The 18,554-nt window shown below is 69.7% G+C and carries 17 protein-coding genes and 1 pseudogene; 13 read left to right on the top strand and 5 right to left on the bottom strand.

Annotation, left to right across the window (positions count from 1 at the left end; genetic code table 11):
- Positions 1–89: 89 nt before the first annotated feature.
- Positions 90–266 (bottom strand): hypothetical protein, encoded by a 177-nt coding sequence (locus tag SFB74_RS12780; RefSeq protein WP_432731166.1) that lies wholly within the window; start codon positions 264–266, stop codon positions 90–92.
- A 274-nt stretch (positions 267–540) separates the two neighbouring features.
- Between SFB74_RS12780 and alkB the strand changes: the two genes are divergently transcribed.
- Both alkB and SFB74_RS12770 read left to right on the top strand, forming a co-directional pair.
- Positions 541–1,224 (top strand): DNA oxidative demethylase AlkB, encoded by a 684-nt coding sequence (gene alkB, locus SFB74_RS12775; protein ID WP_432731165.1) that lies wholly within the window; start codon positions 541–543, stop codon positions 1,222–1,224.
- 4 nt (positions 1,225–1,228) lie between these two features.
- Positions 1,229–3,073, top strand: a complete 1,845-nt coding sequence (locus SFB74_RS12770) for an ABC transporter ATP-binding protein (RefSeq protein ID WP_432731164.1) — start codon at positions 1,229–1,231, stop codon at positions 3,071–3,073.
- Between the two features lie 12 nt (positions 3,074–3,085).
- On the opposite strand, the gene SFB74_RS12765 is transcribed toward SFB74_RS12770, so the two are convergent.
- Positions 3,086–4,159, bottom strand: a complete 1,074-nt coding sequence (locus SFB74_RS12765; protein WP_432731163.1) for a LacI family DNA-binding transcriptional regulator — start codon at positions 4,157–4,159, stop codon at positions 3,086–3,088.
- 171 nt (positions 4,160–4,330) lie between these two features.
- Here SFB74_RS12765 and SFB74_RS12760 point away from each other — a divergent pair, with 171 nt between their 5' ends.
- The 5 genes from SFB74_RS12760 (at position 4,331) to SFB74_RS12740 (ending at position 10,503) form a co-directional block, all read left to right on the top strand.
- Entirely contained in the window at positions 4,331–5,359 is a 1,029-nt protein-coding gene (locus SFB74_RS12760; protein ID WP_432731162.1) for a TRAP transporter substrate-binding protein, read from the top strand.
- Positions 5,360–5,365: 6 nt separating this feature from the next.
- Positions 5,366–7,273, top strand: a complete 1,908-nt coding sequence (locus SFB74_RS12755; RefSeq protein WP_432731161.1) for a TRAP transporter large permease subunit — start codon at positions 5,366–5,368, stop codon at positions 7,271–7,273.
- 64 nt (positions 7,274–7,337) lie between these two features.
- Positions 7,338–7,877, top strand: a complete 540-nt coding sequence (locus SFB74_RS12750; protein ID WP_432731160.1) for a VOC family protein — start codon at positions 7,338–7,340, stop codon at positions 7,875–7,877.
- Positions 7,874–9,151 carry a ribulose-bisphosphate carboxylase large subunit family protein gene (locus SFB74_RS12745; RefSeq protein ID WP_432731159.1) on the top strand — a complete coding sequence of 426 codons (1,278 nt, stop codon included), beginning with the start codon at positions 7,874–7,876 and terminating at the stop codon, positions 9,149–9,151. Before SFB74_RS12750 ends, SFB74_RS12745 begins: the two co-directional genes overlap by 4 nt.
- Positions 9,148–10,503: a four-carbon acid sugar kinase family protein gene (locus SFB74_RS12740; RefSeq protein WP_432731158.1), complete on the top strand. Its 1,356-nt coding sequence runs from the start codon at positions 9,148–9,150 to the stop codon at positions 10,501–10,503. Before SFB74_RS12745 ends, SFB74_RS12740 begins: the two co-directional genes overlap by 4 nt.
- A gap of 23 nt (positions 10,504–10,526) precedes the next feature.
- On the opposite strand, the gene SFB74_RS12735 is transcribed toward SFB74_RS12740, so the two are convergent.
- Complete coding sequence (locus SFB74_RS12735) at positions 10,527–10,799, bottom strand: hypothetical protein (RefSeq protein ID WP_432731157.1); 273 nt, start codon at positions 10,797–10,799, stop codon at positions 10,527–10,529.
- A gap of 111 nt (positions 10,800–10,910) precedes the next feature.
- Between SFB74_RS12735 and SFB74_RS12730 the strand changes: the two genes are divergently transcribed.
- A complete protein-coding gene (locus SFB74_RS12730) occupies positions 10,911–11,120 on the top strand; it encodes a hypothetical protein (protein ID WP_432731156.1) in 210 nt (69 codons plus the stop codon).
- A gap of 185 nt (positions 11,121–11,305) precedes the next feature.
- On the opposite strand, the gene SFB74_RS12725 is transcribed toward SFB74_RS12730, so the two are convergent.
- Complete coding sequence (locus SFB74_RS12725; RefSeq protein ID WP_432731155.1) at positions 11,306–11,575, bottom strand: hypothetical protein; 270 nt, start codon at positions 11,573–11,575, stop codon at positions 11,306–11,308.
- A gap of 260 nt (positions 11,576–11,835) precedes the next feature.
- Here SFB74_RS12725 and SFB74_RS12720 point away from each other — a divergent pair.
- A pseudogene (locus tag SFB74_RS12720) lies at positions 11,836–13,522 on the top strand (hypothetical protein).
- A 22-nt stretch (positions 13,523–13,544) separates the two neighbouring features.
- Here SFB74_RS12720 and SFB74_RS12715 read toward each other — a convergent pair.
- The gene (locus SFB74_RS12715; protein ID WP_432731154.1) at positions 13,545–13,733 is read right to left on the bottom strand and encodes a hypothetical protein; all 189 of its coding nucleotides are present in this window, start codon (positions 13,731–13,733) and stop codon (positions 13,545–13,547) included.
- Between the two features lie 212 nt (positions 13,734–13,945).
- On the opposite strand from SFB74_RS12715, the gene SFB74_RS12710 reads away from it, so the two are divergent.
- From SFB74_RS12710 to SFB74_RS12695, 4 genes are all read left to right on the top strand, one after another.
- Positions 13,946–14,908: a S1C family serine protease gene (locus SFB74_RS12710; protein ID WP_432731153.1), complete on the top strand. Its 963-nt coding sequence runs from the start codon at positions 13,946–13,948 to the stop codon at positions 14,906–14,908.
- A 67-nt stretch (positions 14,909–14,975) separates the two neighbouring features.
- A complete protein-coding gene (gene kdsA / locus SFB74_RS12705) occupies positions 14,976–15,821 on the top strand; it encodes a 3-deoxy-8-phosphooctulonate synthase (protein ID WP_432731152.1) in 846 nt (281 codons plus the stop codon).
- 148 nt (positions 15,822–15,969) lie between these two features.
- A complete protein-coding gene (locus SFB74_RS12700; protein ID WP_432731151.1) occupies positions 15,970–17,601 on the top strand; it encodes a methyl-accepting chemotaxis protein in 1,632 nt (543 codons plus the stop codon).
- Positions 17,602–17,712: 111 nt separating this feature from the next.
- Complete coding sequence (locus SFB74_RS12695) at positions 17,713–18,546, top strand: alpha/beta hydrolase (RefSeq protein ID WP_432731150.1); 834 nt, start codon at positions 17,713–17,715, stop codon at positions 18,544–18,546.
- The last annotated feature ends 8 nt before the right edge of the window (positions 18,547–18,554 follow it).

Here is an 18,554-nt window from a genome sequence, read left to right as displayed (position 1 = left end):
GATCGGGACATGGCCCGAAAAAGCTCGCGGTTTCTACCACGAGCCCGCCCTATGTGCTGCGCCGCCGCAGCAGTTTCAAGAAGCCGGGTTCAGGAGCCGCGCGCCGGCCCCGGCCCCCACTGCCTGACGAAGTGATCGGCCCGCAGCGTGGCCCTTTCGACCGCCGCGTCCCATGAAAGCTGCTGGGTGATGACGAGCGCGCAGCGGGGAACCCCGCTGAAGCTCAGTTCGGCGATACCGGCGTAGGTACCGCTTGGCGTACGCATGAGTTCGAGCCAGCCTGTCCAGCCTTCCGGAACGCTGAGAGCGAGTCGAGCGCCGTCCATGATGGATTCACCATAACCCATTTATTAACGTACTTCCATGAATTTAAACCCTAAGCACTACCTTTGGGCGCGAGGGGTGACGAGGCTAAGGGCTTTGTCTGCAAACGGCATCGCCTGAACATGGGAGGCGCCGGCGCATCGGCCGGCCCGTGCGTCGGACAGGGCCTGCGGCCGCGGCCCGGCTTTTGGGCAAAGATCGGGGAGCATGAACGCGATGACGACGACAACGAACACGACCACCTCCGGCGCCACCACCCTCGCCCTCTTCGACGATCCGCCCCGCCCGGCGCGCGAGCCGCTGGGCACCGGCGCCTTCGTGCTGCCCGGCTTCGCCCTGCCCTTCGTCGACGAGCTGCTGCCCGCGATCCGCGGCGTGGAGGCGGGCGCGCCTTTCCGCCACCTCGTCACGCCGGGCGGCTTCACCATGTCCGTCGCGCTGACCAACTGCGGTGCGCTGGGCTGGACCAGCGACCGGCGCGGCTACCGCTACAGCCCGACCGACCCCGACAGCGGCAAGCCCTGGCCCGCCATGCCCGAACCGCTCGTGCGGCTGGCGCGCGAAGCAGCCTCGGCAGCGGGCTTCGACGGCTTCGCGCCCGACGCCTGCCTCGTCAACCGCTACGCGCCCGGCGCGCGCCTGTCGCTGCACCAGGACAAGGACGAGCGCGACTACGGCGCGCCCATCGTCTCGGTGTCGCTGGGCATGCCGGCCGTGTTCCTGTTCGGCGGACATGCCCGCGGCGACAAGGCGGCGCGCGTGCCGCTCGCGCATGGCGACGTGGTGGTCTGGGGCGGCGAGGACCGGCTGCGCTACCACGGCGTGCTGCCGCTGAAGGACGCGCCGCATCCGCTGCTGGGCGCCATCCGCATCAACCTCACCTTCCGCAAGGCGGGCTGAGCGCATGCAGGCGACCCGGAACAGGAAGATCAGCCCCGCCGGCGCGATGCGCGAGCTCTATGCCGCGCTGTGGCACTTCGCGGCCGGCGCGCGCACGCAACTGCTTGCGGCCACCGCACTGCTCGCGGGCTCGCAGCTGATCCGGCTGACCGTGCCCTACCTCGCGGGCCAGGCCATCAACGCGCTGCAACGCGGCGAGCTGAACACCGCCGGCCGCTGGATCGCGGCGCTCGCCGGCGTGTACCTGGGCGCGTGGATGCTGCACGGGCCGGGCCGCATCCTCGAGCGCAACGTGGGCGTGAAGGTGCGCGAGACGTTGGCCGACCAGCTCTATGCGCGCATCGCCGCCGCGCCGCTGGCGTGGCACGACGGACACCACTCCGGCGAGCTGCAGCACCGCGTGCACCAGGCCAGCCGCGCGCTCTCGGACTTCGCGCAGAACCAGTTCATCTGGCTCACCAACGCCGTCAACTTCGTCGGGCCGCTGGTGGCGCTGGCGCTGCTGTCGCGCACCAGCGGCATGACGGCGCTCGCGGGCTACGTGCTGATCGGCCTCGTCATCGTGCGCATCGACCGCGCGCTCATGAAGCTGGCGCGCGCCGAGAACGACGCCGACCGGCGCTACGTGGCCGCCCTGCTCGACTTCCTGGGCAACGCCTCGACCATGATCGGCCTGCGCCTGCAGGGCGCCTCGCGGCTCGTGCTGCGCCGGCGCATGGCCGCCATCTCGCTGCCGCTGAAGCGCACCGTGGTGCTGAACGAGGGCAAGTGGTTCGCTGTCGACCTCATGGGGCTGGCGCTGACCTGGGGACTTGTGGTGGTCTACGTGTGGCAGGCCCGCGCGCCCGGGCAGGCGGTGATGCTGGGCGCGGTTTTCATGATCCACCAGTACGCGCAGCAGGCGGCCGGCGTCGTCTCCTCGGTGGCGGCCAACTTCAGCTTCTTCGCGCGCATGCACACCGACTACGGCAGCGCGGAGCCGATCTGGCAGGCGCCTTCGAGCAAGGAGGCGCTCGAGACGCCGCCCGAGCAGGTGCCCGGCTCGGAGCGGATCGAGGCCGACGCGCAATGGCGGCAGCTGGAGATGCAGGCGCTGCAATGGCGCTATGCGCCGCGCGGCAATCCGGCCCAGGCGCAAGCCGATGTCGATGCCGACGCCCCGAAGCCGGCGCGCGGCGGCCTGCACGACGTGGCGCTCAGCCTGCGCCGCGGCGAGCGCGTCGCCCTCGTCGGCCCGAGCGGCGGCGGCAAGAGCACGCTGCTGCGCGTGCTGGCCGGGCTCTATCCGCCGGGCAGCGGCACGCTGCTGCTCGACGGCGAGCCCGCCGAATGGACACGGCTGCGCCGCCTCGCCACGCTGATCCCGCAGGAAACCGAACTCTTCGAAGCCAGCGTGCGCGAGAACCTCGCCTTCGGCCAGCCTCACGACGATGCGCTGCTCGAGGCCGCGCTGCACGTCAGCACCTTCGACGAAGTGCTGGAGGCGACCCACGGCAGCCTCGACACAGCCGTGTCGGAGCGCGGATTCAATCTTTCGGGCGGCCAGCGCCAGCGGCTGTGCCTCGCGCGCGGCGTGCTCGCGGCGCAGGGCAGCTCGCTGCTGCTGCTCGACGAGCCGACCAGCGCACTCGATGCGAATACCGAGGCCCGCGTGCTCGAGCGCATCGCAGCCGCGTTCCCCGATGCCTGCCTGATCGCGTCTGTCCACAGGCTGAGCCTGCTCGAGCGCTTCGACACCGTGGTGCTGATGGAGGCAGGCCATGTGCTCGACCACGGGCCGTGCAAGGAGGTGCTGCAAAGGCAGCCGCTGCTGCAGCGGATGGCCGTGCCGGCCGGCGCGCCGGCCTGAGCGGAAAGCCGCCTACGGCAGGTTCTCCCTGAAGATCACCTGGCTGCGCGTCGTCTCCACGCCGCTGAGCGCCTCGCGCCGGTCGCGCAGGTTGGTGAAGATGCGCACGCAGTTCATGAGCGTGGTGTGCGGGCTCTGTGTGATCACCGCGTCCATGCTGCCGTCGATCAGCAGCGCGCGCGTGTCGGGCGTGAGCCCGTGGCCGATGAAGACCACCTTCTGCTCGCGCCCCGCCTCCTTCAGCGCGCGCGCCACGCCGTCGGAGGCGCCGCCGATGTTGTAGATGCCGCCCATGTCGGGGTGCTGCTCCAGCAGCGCACGCGTCTGGCGGTAGTTCTTGTCCGCGTCGTCCTGTCCTTCGCGCAGGCCCACCACCTCCAGCCGCGGGAACATCTCGTCGATGACGTGCAAAAAGCCGGCCTCGCGCTCCTCGTGCGCCTTGTAGCTCAGGCTGCCCGCGATCAGCGCGACCTTGGCGGCCCGCGCGCCGATGAAGCGCCCGATGAGGTAGCCCGCCGTGCGCCCGGCCGCGCGGTTGTCCAGCCCGACGAAGGCCGCGCGCTCCGAGTTCGACAGGTCGGAGATCAGCGTGACCACCGGCAGCCCGCGCGCCGCCAGCGCGGCCACCGCCTCGCGCACGGCCGGATGCTCCAGCGCCATCATCGCGATGCCGTCGCAGCGCTGGCCGTGCCTGCGCAGGGCGTCGGCCAGCTCGTGGGGGTTGAAGCTCTCGATGAACACCGTGCGGCACTGCACGTTGAACGGCGCCCAGTGCTCCTGCGAGTAGCCCACCATGTCGCCCAGCATGCGGATGAAGCGGTTGGTGCCGGCCGGCAGCAGGAACACCAGCCGCAGCGGCGGCGGCGTGAGCGCGGCATAGAGCTCGGGGCCCGGCAGGTAGTCGAGCTCGCCCGCCGCCTTGAGCACCCGCTGCACCGTGGCGTCGCGCACGCCGGGGCGGCGGTTCAGCACGCGGTCGACGGTCGCGGTCGACACCTGCGCCGTGCGGGCGATGTCGACCACGCGGGCCCGCCGCGCCTCACGCGGCGAGCCGGGCCGGGATGTGTGTGAAGGGTTTTCCCGCATACATCAAAAACCATCAGACAGAAGTTTGACCCGAATGATGCAGGCTTTTATCTTCGCTGTGCATCGAATTCGGCGATGCATCAGATTGCATCAACGGCGCAACCCGTCAATCAGCTGGTCGGCCCATCGGCCGGGCAGCGCTTCTTCAGAAGATCACGGAGACAACGAGACATGACCCCAACCAGCCGCCTGACCCGCAGGGATGCCCTGCGCACTTTCTCCGCCCTGCCCGCCGCGGGCATCGTGGCGGCGGTGCCGCGCATCGCGCGCGCCGCGGAGTTCTCGTACAAGTACGGCAACAACCTGCCGCTGACGCACCCGCTGAACATCCGCGCGCAGGAAGCGGCCGACCGCATCGCCAGGGAGACCAAGGGCCGCGTCGAGATCAAGATCTTTCCCAACAACCAGCTCGGCGGCGACACCGACATGCTGGCGCAGGTGCGCTCCGGCGGCATCGAGTTCTTCACGCCCTCGGCGCTGGTCATCGCCACGCTGGTGCCCGTGGCCGCCATCAACGCGGTGGGATTCGCGTTCAGCGACTACGCCCAGGTGTGGGCCGCCATGGACGGCAAGCTCGGCGCGCACGTGCGCGGCGCCATCGCCAAGTCGCGCCTGTACGCCTTCGAGAAGATGTGGGACAACGGCTTTCGCCAGACCACCAGCAGCAAGGCGGCGGTCGCCACCGCGAAGGACATGGACGGCCTGAAGATCCGCGTGCCGGTGAGCCCGCTGTCGATCTCCATGTTCAAGGGCCTGGGAGCCGCGCCGGCCAGCCTGCAGTTCAGCGAGGTGTATTCGGCGCTGCAGACGAAGATCGTCGACGCGCAGGAGAACCCGCTGCCCATCATCCAGGTGGCGAAGCTCTTCGAAGTGCAGAAGTTCTGCTCGCTCACCAACCACATCTGGGACGGCTACTGGTTCATCGCCAACGGCCGCGCCTGGGACGCCCTGCCCGACGACCTGAAGACCATCGTGGCGCGCGCCATCAACGACGCCGGCATGCAGCAGCGCGAGGACATCAGGAAGCTCAACGAATCGGTCGTCGGCGACCTGCAGGCCAAGGGTCTCGCCATCAACCGTCCGGCGGCCGACAGCTTCCGCGCCAAGCTGCGCGACTCGGGCTTCTACGGCGAATGGAAGGGCCGCTTCGGCCCCGAGGCCTGGGCACTGCTCGAAGGCGCGGTCGGCAAGCTGGCCTGAAGACCCATGGTGCACGAATCGACCTTCGAGGCTGCGGCCATTCCAGGCACGGGCGCGGCCGCCGGCACCCCGCCCAACCCGCTGGGCCGCATCGCCTTGCACGCCGACCGCGTGCTCGGCGGCGCGGTCGAGGCGGTGGCCGCGCTGCTGGTGCTGGCCGAGATCTGCGTGCTGTTCGCGGGCGTGGTGTCGCGCTACGTGTTCCACGCGCCGCTGGTGTGGTCGGACGAACTCGCGTCCATCCTCTTCCTGTGGCTGTCGATGCTCGGCGCGGTGGTGGCGCTGCGGCGCGGCGAGCACATGCGCATGACGGCGCTGGTGCAGAAGGTGCGCCCGCAGGCGCGCGCCATGCTCGACGCCTTCGCCATCGCCGCCTCGGTCGCGTTCCTCGCGCTCATCATCTGGCCGTCCATCGACTACGCGCACGAGGAGTCGTTCATCGTCACGCCCGCGCTGGAGGTCAGCAACGCATGGCGCGCCGCGGCCATTCCCGCAGGCATCGGCATCATGCTGACGATGGCGCTGCTGCGGCTGCTGCGCGTGTGCTCCGGCCGGCAGATCGCGGTGGCCCTGCTCGGCATGGCGGCGCTGGTCGGCGCCTTCTGGCTGGCCGCGCCGCTCTTCGCCACGCTGGGCAAGTTCAACCTTGTGATCTTCTTCGTGGTCGTCGTGGCGGCCACGGTGCTCTCGGGCGTGCCCATCGCGTTCTCCTTCGCGCTGGCCACTTTCGGCTACCTGGCGCTGACCACGCGCACGCCGCTGCTGGTGATGGTCGGGCGGCTCGACGAGGGCATGTCGCACCTGATCCTGCTGGCGGTGCCGCTTTTCATCTTCCTCGGCGCGCTCATCGAGATGACCGGCATGGCTCGCGCCATGATCCAGTTCCTGGCCAGCCTGCTGGGCCACGTGCGCGGCGGCCTCTCTTATGTGCTCATCGGCGCCATGTACCTGGTGTCGGGCATCTCGGGTTCGAAGATCGCCGACATGGCGGCCATCGCGCCGGTGCTCTTCCCCGAGATGACCAAGCGCGGCGCCAAGCCCGGCGACCTGGTGGCGCTGCTGTCGGCCACCGGCGCGCAGACCGAGACCATCCCGCCGTCGATCGTGCTCATCACCATCGGCTCGGTGACCGGCATCTCGATTGCCGCGCTGTTCACGGGCGGCCTGCTCCCGGCCGTGGTGCTCGGCGCGGCGCTGTGCGTGGTGGTGTGGTGGCGCTACCGCCGCGAAGACCTGAGCGCGGTACAGCGTCACAGCAAGCGGGAGATCGGCAAGCTGCTGCTGGTCGCGCTGCCGGCCGTGCTGCTGCCCTTCGTGATCCGCGCGGCCGTGGTCGAGGGCGTGGCCACGGCCACCGAGGTGTCGACCATCGGCATCGTCTACTCGGCCATCGTGGGCCTGGTGGTGTACCGGCAGTTCGACTGGAAGCGCATCAAGCCGATGCTGGTGGACACCGCTTCGCTCTCGGGCGCCATCATCTTCATCGTCGGCTGCGCCACCGCCATGGCCTGGGGGCTCACGCAGTCGGGCTTCTCGCAGGACCTGGCGCGGCTGATGGGCGAGCTGCCCGGCGGGGCCTACGGCTTCCTGGCGGTGTCGATCGTCGCCTTCATCGTGCTGGGCAGCGTGCTGGAGGGCATCCCGGCCATCGTGCTGTTCGGGCCGCTGCTCTTTCCCATTGCAAAGGCCGCGGGCGTGCACGAGGTGCACTACGCGATGGTCGTGATCTTCGCGATGGGCATCGGCCTGTTCGCACCGCCCTTCGGCGTGGGCTACTACGGCGCCTGCGCGGTGAGCAAGGTCAATCCCGACGAGGGCATCAGGCACATCTGGGGCTACATCGCCGCGATGCTGATCGGCCTCGTGATCGTGGCCGCGTTCCCGTGGTTCTCGACGGGCTTCCTGAAGTCCTGAGCCGGCCCTCGCGTTCCACAGACGACACAACAGACAACAACTCACATCCACGGAGCCACCCGCAATGAGTCGATTCCTCGGCGAGATCCGCCAACTGGGCTATGTCGTGCACGACATCGAAGCCGCCATGGACTACTGGAGCACCACGCTCGGCGTGGGCCCCTGGTTCTACAACCCCAAGGTGCCGATCAGGAACTACCGCTACAACGGCGAAGCGCACGAGCCCCACAACTCGGTGGCGCTGGCCAACTCGGGCTACGTGCAGGTCGAGCTCATCCAGACGCGCAACGACGTGCCCTCGATGTACCGCGACTTCCTCCAGGCCGGGCGCACCGGGCTGCAGCACGTGGCCTACTGGACCGCCGACTACGACGCCGACCTCGCGCGCCTCACCGCGCAGGGCTTCAAGCCGGTCATGAGCGGCGAGGTGGGCGAGCGCGGGCGCTTCGTCTACTTCGACACCGAATACCACCCGGGCACCGTCATCGAGCTGTCGGAGGTGGCCGGCCCCAAGGGCAGGATGTTCGACCTGATCCGCAGCGCGTCGCAAGGCTGGGACGGCAGCGAGCCGGTGCGGCCCTTCCCCGCGCTGGACAAGCTGTGAGCGCGACGGCACCAGGGTTCATACGCGCGCGGTATCTCATCGAGACGCCGCTCGATCCGGCCGCCGTGGCCGAGGTGATGGCGGGCGAGCAGTCCTGCGGCACCTTCACGCGGGTGGAGGGCGAGACCGACGCGCTGCGCGAACGCGCGCGCGCGACGGTCGAAGCAATCACAGAGCTCGATGCCGCCGCCGCACCCTCGCTGCCCAACGCGCTGCTCGAACGCAAGGGCACCCCGGGGCCATGGCGGCGCGCGCACGTGGACATCGCGTTTCCGGTGGCGAACATCGGCGCGAACCTGCCGACGCTCGCGGCCACGGTCTCGGGCAACCTGTACGACCTGGGCGAGGTGACGGGGCTGCGGCTCGAGTCGCTGCAGTTGCCGGCCGACTACCGCGCGCGCTTCGAGATGCCGCGCGCGGGCATCGCCGGAACGCGGCGCGCCACCGGCGTGCAAAGCGGCGCGCTGATCGGCACCATCATCAAGCCCAACGTGGGCATGCGGGCTTCCGACACCGCCGAGCTGGTGGGCCGACTGTGCGCCGCGGGTGTCGACTTCATCAAGGACGACGAAGTCTGCGCCGACCCCGCGCACGCCCCGCTGGCCGAGCGCGTGCCTGCGGTGATGGCCGTCGTGCGCGCGCACCGCGAGCGCACCGGCAAGCACGTGATGGTGGCCTTCAACATCACCGACGAGACCGATGCGATGAAGCGCCACGCCGACCTGGTCGAGCGCGAGGGCGGCTCCTGCGTGATGGCCAGCCTCAACTGGTGCGGGCACTCGGGCATCCAGACGCTGCGCCGGCACACCGGCCTGGCACTGCACGGGCATCGCAACGGCTACGGCGCGCTGTCGCGGCATCCGCTGCTGGGCATCTCCTTCCAGGCTTACCAGACGCTGTGGCGGCTGGCCGGCGTGGACCACATGCACGTGCACGGGCTGCAGGGCAAGTTCTCGCAGCCCGACAGCGAGGTCGTCGAATCGGCGCGCGACTGCTTCACCCCGCTCACCGAAGCGGCGGACGACCGCGTGATGCCGGCGTTCTCGTCGGGCCAATGGGCCGGCACCGTACCCGCCACCTGGGCGGCCGTCGGCAGCGACGACCTGCTCTTCATGGCCGGCGGCGGCATCCTCGCCCACCCCGACGGCGCGGCGGCGGGCGTGGCGAGCATCCGCCAGGCATGGTCGGCCGCGCGCGCGGGCGTGTCGCTGGCCGACGCGGCCAGGGACCAGCCCGAGCTGGCACGCGCCCTCGCCTTCTTCGGCAGGCCATGAGGCCCGAGGCATCGGCGCCGGCGCCGGCGCCGGCGATCGTCTACTACGGAGACGACTTCACCGGCGCGACCGACACCCTCGGCACGGCGGCACGCGCGGGCCTGCGCGCGCTGCTCTTCCTGAAGACGCCCGACGCGGTGCGCCTCGGCCGCGCTGGGCCGCTCGACGTGCTGGGCATCGCGGGCGCGGCACGCGCCATGACGCCGGAAGAGATGCAGGCAGAGCTCCGCCCGGTGGCCGCGCTGTTCCGCTCGCTCGGCGCGCGCGTGCTGCACTACAAGACCTGCTCGACCTTCGACAGCGCGCCGCACATCGGCTCCATCGGCGCGGCTGTGCGCCTGCTGCGCTCGGCCGTGCAGCAGCCGTGGACCGCGATCGTCGGCGGGCAGCCCGGCCTTGGCCGCTACTGCCTCTTCGGCAACCTCTTCGCCGCGGCGGGAAGCGGCGGCGAAGTGTTCCGCATCGACCGCCATCCCACCATGAGCCGGCACCCCGTGACGCCCATGGACGAGGCGGACCTCCGGCTGCACCTTGCCAGGCAGGGCCTGGCCGAGGTGCACTGCGTGCCCTTCACCGCCGCCTCGCGCGGCAGCGACGCGCTGGATACCGCGCTGCGGCAGGCGCTCAACGCGCCGCCAGCGGACGCCGTCCTGTTCGACGTCGCGGATGCCGGGCAGCTCGCAGCCATCGGCGAGGTGCTGTGGGCCCGCGCGCAGGGCGCGACCATGCTGGCCGCCGGCCCGAGCAGCGTGGTCGATGCGCTCGCCACGGCCATGCCCTCTTGGGGCGACACACGGGTCGAGCGTACAAAGCTGGCGCCCGCGCGGGGGCCGGTGCTGGTCCTGGCGGGAAGCCTGTCGCCCGTGACCGCGTCGCAGGTCGCGGCCGCGAAGTCCTTCGACATCGTGTGGCTCGATGCAGCGCAGCTCGCCCGACGCGATGCGGCGGCCCTGGCCGACCAGGCGGATGCGATCTCGCGCAGCCTCGCGCAGGGGCGCAACGTCCTGGCATGCACGCGAGCGCCGCACCCGGCCAGCTCCACGGGCATGCCTGCGGCGGCGGATCTCGACGCACAGGCTCTCGCCCGCGCCGGCGGCGACCTTCTGGCCGCCGTGCTGGCGAAGCAGCCGCTCGGGCGCATCGGCATAGCCGGCGGCGACACGTCGAGCCATGGCATGCAGGCACTGGACGTGTGGGGGCTTTCCTATGTCGCCGACATGGGCGCCGGCGCATCGCTGTGCCGCGTGCACAGCGACGACGCGTCGCTCGACGGCATGGAAGTCATGCTCAAGGGTGGGCAGATGGGAACGCAGGACGTGTTCGAACGGCTGGTGCACGGCGACATCGCCTGAGCCGCCCCGGGGCCTGCGGCAGCTCAGGCCTGCCCTGGTGCGCCTTCCGTCCTGTCGTGCACCCATCGCATGGCCTGCTGCTCGGCATGGCGCAGTGCCTCTGCTTCGGTGCCGTAGGAAGCGTTGTCGGTGTCGGCGGGCAGTTCGACGTCGTCCTCGCCCACCGACGGCGCGCGGCAGATCACGACGGGCCGATAGGTCTGGTCGTCGAGCCGCTCGGCGCGGCACAGGAACAGCCGGCCGCGGTAGCTGAAGGTGACGAGGCGTTCCTCGAAGGCTGGCGGTGTGGTTTCCATGGCATGGGTCCTTTGCTTGCTTGTTTTCAAAAAGAAAGAGGCCGCGGCGCGCAGCCCCAACGTCGTTCCAGGCCTACAGACAGAACACGCGCACAGCGCCATGGTGGCGCCATGACTCATCCCATCGAACTCACCATCGAGGAGCCGCTGCCGGGTGCCTATGTCTGGCAGCTGCTCGAAACCGACGATCAGGGCACGCACCCGCGCGTGCTGCGCAAGGCCTTCGAGCCTGCGGAGAGCTACGAGCTGGCGCTTTCGTCCGGCCAGCGGGCCCTGCAAAGCGAGATCCGGCATCGCGCGCCGCCCGGGGCGGGCACGTAGCAGCAGCCATACCGGCCACGGCGCCCCGCATCTGCGGGAGCGGCGGGTTCGCTTTCTGTTGCGGCCTGATGCCAATCTGCCGGGGTGCCGGATGCCCCGGGTACGGCCCGGACCTCCTCGCCATGTCGGAGAGGTGCCCGTGCCCCGCGCGACGGTCCGCGCGCTGGCCGCGACGCTTCAGGCTTTCAAGCGTGAAGCCCGAAGTCTTTGATGGTGAGCGTGATGGCGCCGCCCGGCGTTGCGCGATACCGCGCGACGGCGACGGGCTCTATGGCGCGGAAATGCTCCTGGCACGCGTCGAGCAGGTGCTCGCCCATCTCGCGCACGCCGAATTCGTCGTGCAGCGTTTCCTCGGAAATCTGCGCGAGCACGCGGGGGCCGCTCGGGCCGTCGGGATAGAAGGCGAAACGCACGCTTGCGGTGTCGAAGCAGTAGATGCCTTCGAAATTCATCATCTCTCTTGTCTCCTTGTGTCTGCCGGTGTCTGGCGGTTTCCTTGCGGATCGGCGGCGATTGGGCGCGCCCGGCGCGGTCATGGAGGGTGGAAAGGAGCGCATGCGCGTGCAGGACACGTCCTACGCGAATCGAGGCGTGCGCTTTCACCCTGAAACGGCCATGGCTTCGTTTTCCGCGCGTCGATCCGGCGAAGATCGGGGCCTCCAGATTCGCGCCTCGCTTCATGCCTTTTTCTCTTCCCACCGGAAACCCTGATCCGATGACCGAGACCATCACGACGCGCCCTGCCCGGCTTCGCCCCCGGACCGTCGCGTCAGGCCTTGCCGCCGCCGTCCTCGTTCTTCAACTCGGCGCGTGCGGTGGTCCCAGCGAGGCGCAGCGCCAGGCCGCGGTGACGACGGCGCCGCCCACCGACTGCGCCGCCTGGGTAGGCACCGACCGCAACGCGATGATGGGCGGCTACCTGCTGCCGCAGGACCCGAAGAACAGCAAGGGAGCCAAGGTGTGCGTGCCAGTGCTGATGACGGCCAACCACCCGCCCGCCGGTTATGCAGGCGGCAACTACTACATCAGCGAATTCACCGACGAAAAGCTCAAGGCCCGCTGGCGCGCCTGCAAGGAAGACCCGGCGTGCTTCAAGCGCATCGACGCGCAGATGCAGCGCTGGCTGCCGCCCAACAAGGAGCGCGCCACGCGCTCGACCGGCGTGGGATCCGTCCGGCCGGATCGACCCCGACGGCAACGTCGACCTCAGGCAGATCCGCCGCCCTGCCTTCTTCGCCAAGGCGCCGTACCGCGAAGGTATCGCCGAAGCCGACGCGCGCACCTACGTGGTGGAATTCACCGCGCCGCGCGACACCTTCGAGCGCATCGACCTGAAGATGACCGGCGACATCAAGCTGCGCGGTTGGTACATCGAGGGCGCGGGCGTGGACGACGGCAAGGGCAGGAAGACGCGCGCGCTGGTCGTCATGGCGCCGGGCGGCGGCGGGCAGCTCACGGCGATCCAGCATCCGGACGAGGTCGCCTATCGAATCGACCAGAAGACCGGCAAGACAGTGGCGGTCAGCTTCCCCAACGCGACCACCGAGACCATGGGCCAGCGCTGGTGGCGCGAGAACCTCTACGCGCTCAACAAGGCCGGCTTCGACGTGCTGGCCTACGACCGGCGCGGCGAGGGACTCTCGGGCGGCTTCAGCGACACCAACACGCTGGAGCAAGGCGAGGACGTGTTCCGCGCGCTCGCGGCGCTGGAAACGGGGCGCGGCCTGCGCATCCTTACGCCGAAGGGCGAGGTGCTGGAAGGCGAAGCCACGCGCGGCCGGCTGCTGGCGGGCATGCCGGCCAGCGAGATCCCGCTGGTGCTCGGCGGCTACTCGCGCGGCTCGATGTCCACCGCCTGGGCCATGACGAAGAACTACGTCGCCCAGTGCAGCTTCGACATGCCCCAGCCCAACTGCACCCCGCCCAAGGGCCTGCGCAACATCCGCGGCGCGCTGCTGCTGTCGTCGTTCGCCAGCGGCGCCGGCTACGTGGGCGACTCGCCCGACCTGGCCGACCGCAACCTGTTCCTGGGCGGCATGGCGGCGGAGCACCACATCGTGTTCTATCCCAACTCGTCCACGCTCGCGGGCATGGACCGCTGGCCGGCCGCCTTCTTCGGAAAGGGCCTGTGGGACCGCGCTGAAACGCTGGAAGGCACCGTGGCCGCCTACAACCGCATCCGCGGCCTGAAGGAGATCGTGCTCGCGCGCGGGCCGCATTCCATCGAGACCTGGCCCGAATCCGACCGGGCCTACCTGCGCGAGCGCATGGTGGTGTTCGCCAAGGGGCTGATCGTCGGCGGGCGCACCATCCCGGGCGCACGGCCGTGGAAGGACTTCAAGTCGCTGGTGGCGACCACGCCCGACTCGTGGGAGCCGTCGTCTCGGCCCAGGGCCCCCTGAAGGCGCCCCGATGCCGGCCCGATCAGTAGCGGCGCGGGTCGTACGGCCGGCGGTCGTAGCGGTCGGGGATGCCATCGCGGTCGCTGTCCCGGTTGCGCTCGTATCGGTCGGGAATGCCGTTGTGGTCGCGGTCCCTGTCGTGGCGGTGGCGATCGTGGCCGCAGCCCGCCGCGAGGGTGGCGACGGCGATCAGGAGAATGAAGTGCTTCAAGCTGGTGTCCCGTGGGTGTGGGTGTAGTTCTTGGGAGTCCCAGTGTCCGAAAGCCTGCTGAAGGCTCGCTGAGCCTTGGCTGAAGGCTTCGTGAACATCGGGCGCGGCGCGGCAGCCGGCCCCCTCTTTCCCCGCGCCTCCTGGCCGGGTTGAAAACCCGCCGCGCACCGCCATTTCCTTCTGGTTCCGCCGACTGAAAGAAGAGGTGCTCCATGGGCGCGCGCGACGAATTCCTTCTCGACTCCTACTCGGCCACCGTGACGCAGGTGGCGCACACCGCCAGCGCGGCGGTCGCCCACATCAAGGTCCGCAAGGCGGCCCAGCGCGGCGGCAACGGGCCCGGCGCCCAGGGCAGCGGCTCGGGCTTTCTCTTCACCCCCGACGGCTTCACGATCACCAACGCCCACGTGGTCGAAGGCGCGACCGAGCTGCGCGCCGCTTTTGCCGACGGCACCGAGAGCGTGGCGCGGCTGGTCGGCATCGACGCCTCCACCGACATCGCGGTGCTGCGCATCGAATCGCACCTCAGCGCCTTCCTGCCGCTGGGCAGCTCGGCCACGCTGCAGCCGGGCCAACTGGCCGTGGCGGTGGGCAATCCGCTGGGCTTCGACTTCACCGTGACCGCCGGGATCGTGAGCGCGCTGGGCCGCAGCCTGCCCTCGCGCGGCGGCCGGATGATCGAGGACGTGATCCAGACCGACGTGGCGCTCAACCCCGGCAACTCGGGCGGCCCGCTGCTGGACAGCGCAGCGCAGGTCATCGGCGTGAACACGGCCGTGATTCCCTCGGCGCAGGGCCTGAGCTTCGCGGTGGCCATCGACACCGCCCGCTGGGTGGCCGGCGAGCTGATGCGCCACGGCGCGGTGCGCCGCGGCAAGCTGGGCGTGCAGTGCGCGGCAATGGCCCTGCCCCGGCGCTGGGTGCGCGAGAACGAGTGGCCGGTGGCCACCGGCGTGCGGGTGGTCGAGGTGGTGGCCGGCTCGGCGGCCGCGCGCGACGGGCTGCGCAGCGGCGACATCCTCATCGGCTGCGACGGGGTACCGCTGGCCCAGCTGTCCGACCTGCTCAAGCGGCTGGCGGGCGAAGGCTACGGAAAGCCGCTGCTGCTCAAGCTGCTGCGGCCGGTGGCGGGCACGCTCACGCCCTTCTACCTGACGGTGACGCCGGGGGGTTGAGCACCGGCCCGGCCGGCGCAACGACAATAGGCCCCTGCACCGAACGAAGCACCGCCAGGAGAAAACCTTGTCCACCGTCACCATCACCCCCCAAGTCGCCACCAGCAACGAGGCCCCCTTCGTCCTCTTCGGCGGCGTCAACGTCCTCGAGTCGAAGGACCTCGCCATGCGCAGCGCCGAGGAATACGTGCGCGTCACGCGGAAGCTGGGCATTCCCTACGTGTTCAAGGGAAGCTTCGACAAGGCCAACCGGTCTTCCATCCACTCCTACCGCGGTCCCGGGCTGGACGAAGGCCTGAAGATCCTGCAGGCCGTGAAGGACGGCTTCGGCGTGCCGGTGCTCACCGACGTGCACGAGATCGCCCAGGCCGATCCGGTGGCCGAAGTGGTCGACGTGCTCCAGCTGCCCGCCTTCCTGGCGCGCCAGACCGACCTGGTGGTGGCGCTGGCCAGGACCGGCCGGGTGATCAACATCAAGAAGCCCCAGTTCCTGAGCCCCTCGCAGATGCTCAACATCGTCGAGAAGTTCAAGGAAGCCGGCAACGACAAGCTCATCCTGTGCGACCGTGGCACCTGCTTCGGCTACGACAACCTCGTGGTGGACATGCTGGGCTTCGGCGTGATGAAGAAGGTGTCGCAGAACCTGCCCATCATCTTCGACGTGACCCACGCGCTGCAGCAGCGCGAATCGGGCGCCGCCGCGTCGGGCGGGCGCCGCGAGCAGGTGGCCGACCTGGCGCGCGCCGGCATGGCGGTGGGCCTGGCGGGCCTCTTCCTCGAAGCCCACCCGGACCCGGCCCAGGCCAAGTGCGACGGCCCGAGCGCCCTGCCGCTGGACCGGCTGGAGCCCTTCCTCACGCAGATCAAGGCGCTGGACGACCTGGTGAAGTCGTTCCCGCCGCTGAAGATCTGAGACTCGGGTGCCGGCTGACAGCCGGTGCGCCCGGAAAACTCCGCCCGGAGTTTTCTAAAGTTTTCAATTGAACTGCCGATAACCAGCGGCGGAGGGCGACCCGGTGGTCGCCCTCCGCCTTCTTTTTCCTGGTTTCCGGAGTTCGATCATGTTCCTGAGCAACGTCTCAATCGGCAAGCGCCTGGCCATCGTGCTGGGCATCATCCTGGCGCTCTTTCTCGCCACCAGCGCCGCCGCGGTGTGGAAGCTGCAGCAGCTCAGCCGCGAGATCGACGTCATGATCGAGGACAACGTGAAGACCGAGCGCGCCGGCTCCGACTGGCTGCGCCACACCACCGCCGGCGTGCAGCGCGCGGCGGCCATCGCCAAGAGCAGCGACGCGAGCCTGATCGACTACTTCGCTCCGGCCACGGCGGCGTCGATCAAGAACACCAACGAGCTGCAGAAATTCATCGAGGAAAAGCTGGTCCAGCCCGACGAGCGCGCGCTGCTCGAGAAGGTCGCCGGCCTGCGCAAGGCCTACCTGGCCGCGCGCGAGGAAGTGAGCAAGCTCAAGCTCGCAGGCGACCTCGAGGGCGCCAACCGCGTCTTCGACGCGCAGTTCCAGCCCACCTCGGTCAGCTACATCGCGGGCGTGCAGCAGGTGGTGGACATGCAGCGCGAGCACCTCGACGCCGCAGCCGTCCGCGCCAACAACCTGCGCTCGCAGACCGGCACCCTGCTGATCGTGTGCTCCGCGGTGAGCCTGGTGCTCGGCACGCTGCTCGCCTGGCTGCTGGCGCGCAGCATCACGCGGCCGCTGCGCAACGCCGAGGCCATTGCCCAGTCGATCGCCGCGATGGACCTCACGGGCAAGCCGCAGGCCGCCTACGCCAGCGACGAAACCGGCCACCTGCTGCGCGCCCTCGACCTGATGCGCGACGCCCTGCAGGGCTCGCTCGCCCAGGTGCACGGCGTGGTGGCGAACGTGTCGACCGCCAGCACGCAGATCGCCATGGGCAACCAGGACCTGTCCTCGCGCACCGAGGAACAGGCGAGCTCGCTCGAGCAGACCGCCGCTTCGCTCGAGGAACTGACCTCCACCGTGAAGCAGAACGCCGACAACGCCCGCCAGGCCAACCAGCTCGCCACCTCCGCCTCGGAAGTGGCCGCGCGCGGCGGCAGCGTGGTGTTCCAGGTGGTGGAGACGATGGGCTCGATCAATGCCTCTTCGAGGAAAGTGGTGGACATCATCAGCGTGATCGACGGCATCGCCTTCCAGACCAACATCCTCGCGCTGAACGCGGCCGTAGAGGCGGCTCGCGCGGGCGACCAGGGGCGCGGCTTCGCGGTGGTGGCATCGGAAGTGCGCAGCCTCGCGCAGCGCTCGGCCGCGGCGGCCAAGGAAATCAAGGCGCTGATCGGCGACTCGGTCGAGAAGGTCGAGGAAGGCAGCCGCCAGGTGGCCGACGCGGGCCGCACCATGGAAGAGATCGTCGGCAGCGTGAAGCGCGTGACGGACATCATGGGCGAGATCAGCGCGGCGAGCCAGGAGCAGACCTCGGGCATCGAGCAGATCAACCAGGCCGTCACGCAGATGGACCAGACGACGCAGCAGAACGCGGCGCTGGTCGAAGAGGCTTCCGCCGCGGCCCAGTCGCTGCAGGAACAGGCGGGCAGCCTTTCGCGCATCGTCGGCAGGTTCCGGCTCGAGCACCGGCAACAACACCTCCAGCAGCACCATGCCGACGAGCCCATGGGCCTCGGCGCCAGCCAGCTGCAGCTGATCGCGGCCCGCTAGAAAAAGGAAAGAAAGGGAAACAGGCGAAAAGACCGGCAAGGGCTTCGCATCGGAGATTCGCGCCGGGGAAAGAGGCGAAACTAGGCGCCAGCCTTTCTCCCGGAGCCCAATTTGTCATCCAAAGCCGCCCGCATTGCCCTGTCCGCCTCGGCCGCCGCGATCGGAAGCATCGCCGCCTACTGGACGCTGCTCGCCACGCGCCAGGGGCACATCCTCTTCAATGCCCGGAAGCTCCCGGTCGTTCCGCTGTCCGACGATTTCTCGACCTACTCCCACACCGTGCCGGGCGGCATGGTGCGCGGCTATGTCTACCACCCGCAGGGCGAAGAGGCGCTGCAGGACCTCTTCATCTACTTCGCCGGTCGCGGCGAGGACGTGCGCGCCACCGCGCAGACCCTGCACTGGCTGCCGGAGGGCTTCGGCTTCGCGGCGGTCAACTACCGCGGGGTGGCCGATTCGCAGGGGCATCCGTCGGAAATTGCCTCGGTGCAGGACGCCTGCCAGTTCGCCCGGCACCTGCGCAAGGCCTTTCCCCACGCGCGCCTGCACGTGGTGGGCCGCAGCCTGGGCACGGGCGTAGCGATCCAGCTCGTGGCGCGGCAGGACTTCGCGAGCCTGCAGCTGGTGACGCCCTACGACTCGATGCTGGAAGTGGCGAAGAAGCGCTTTCCGCTGGTGCCGCTGTCGCTGCTGCTGCGCCACCAGTTCAACTCGCTGGAGCACTGCAGGGAAGTCGCGGCGAAGACACAGGTGCTGCTGGCCGAGACCGACGACGTGGTGCTGCCCGAACGCTCGCAGAAGCTCATCGCCGCATGGCCCACGCCGGTGAGCGTGACGACCGTGCCGGCATCGGACCACCACAACATCATGGGCCTGGAAGCGACCTGGCTGCACCTCGTCGACTTCGCACTGACCTCGGTGCTTCCCGAGCTGAAGGAGGCGTAGTCCGCCGC

Source organism: Variovorax xiamenensis (assembly GCF_050916385.1).
Classification (GTDB): domain Bacteria; phylum Pseudomonadota; class Gammaproteobacteria; order Burkholderiales; family Burkholderiaceae_C; genus Variovorax.
Note: the sequence above shows the minus strand (reverse complement) of the source record. Positions and strands in the feature narration are given on the sequence as shown.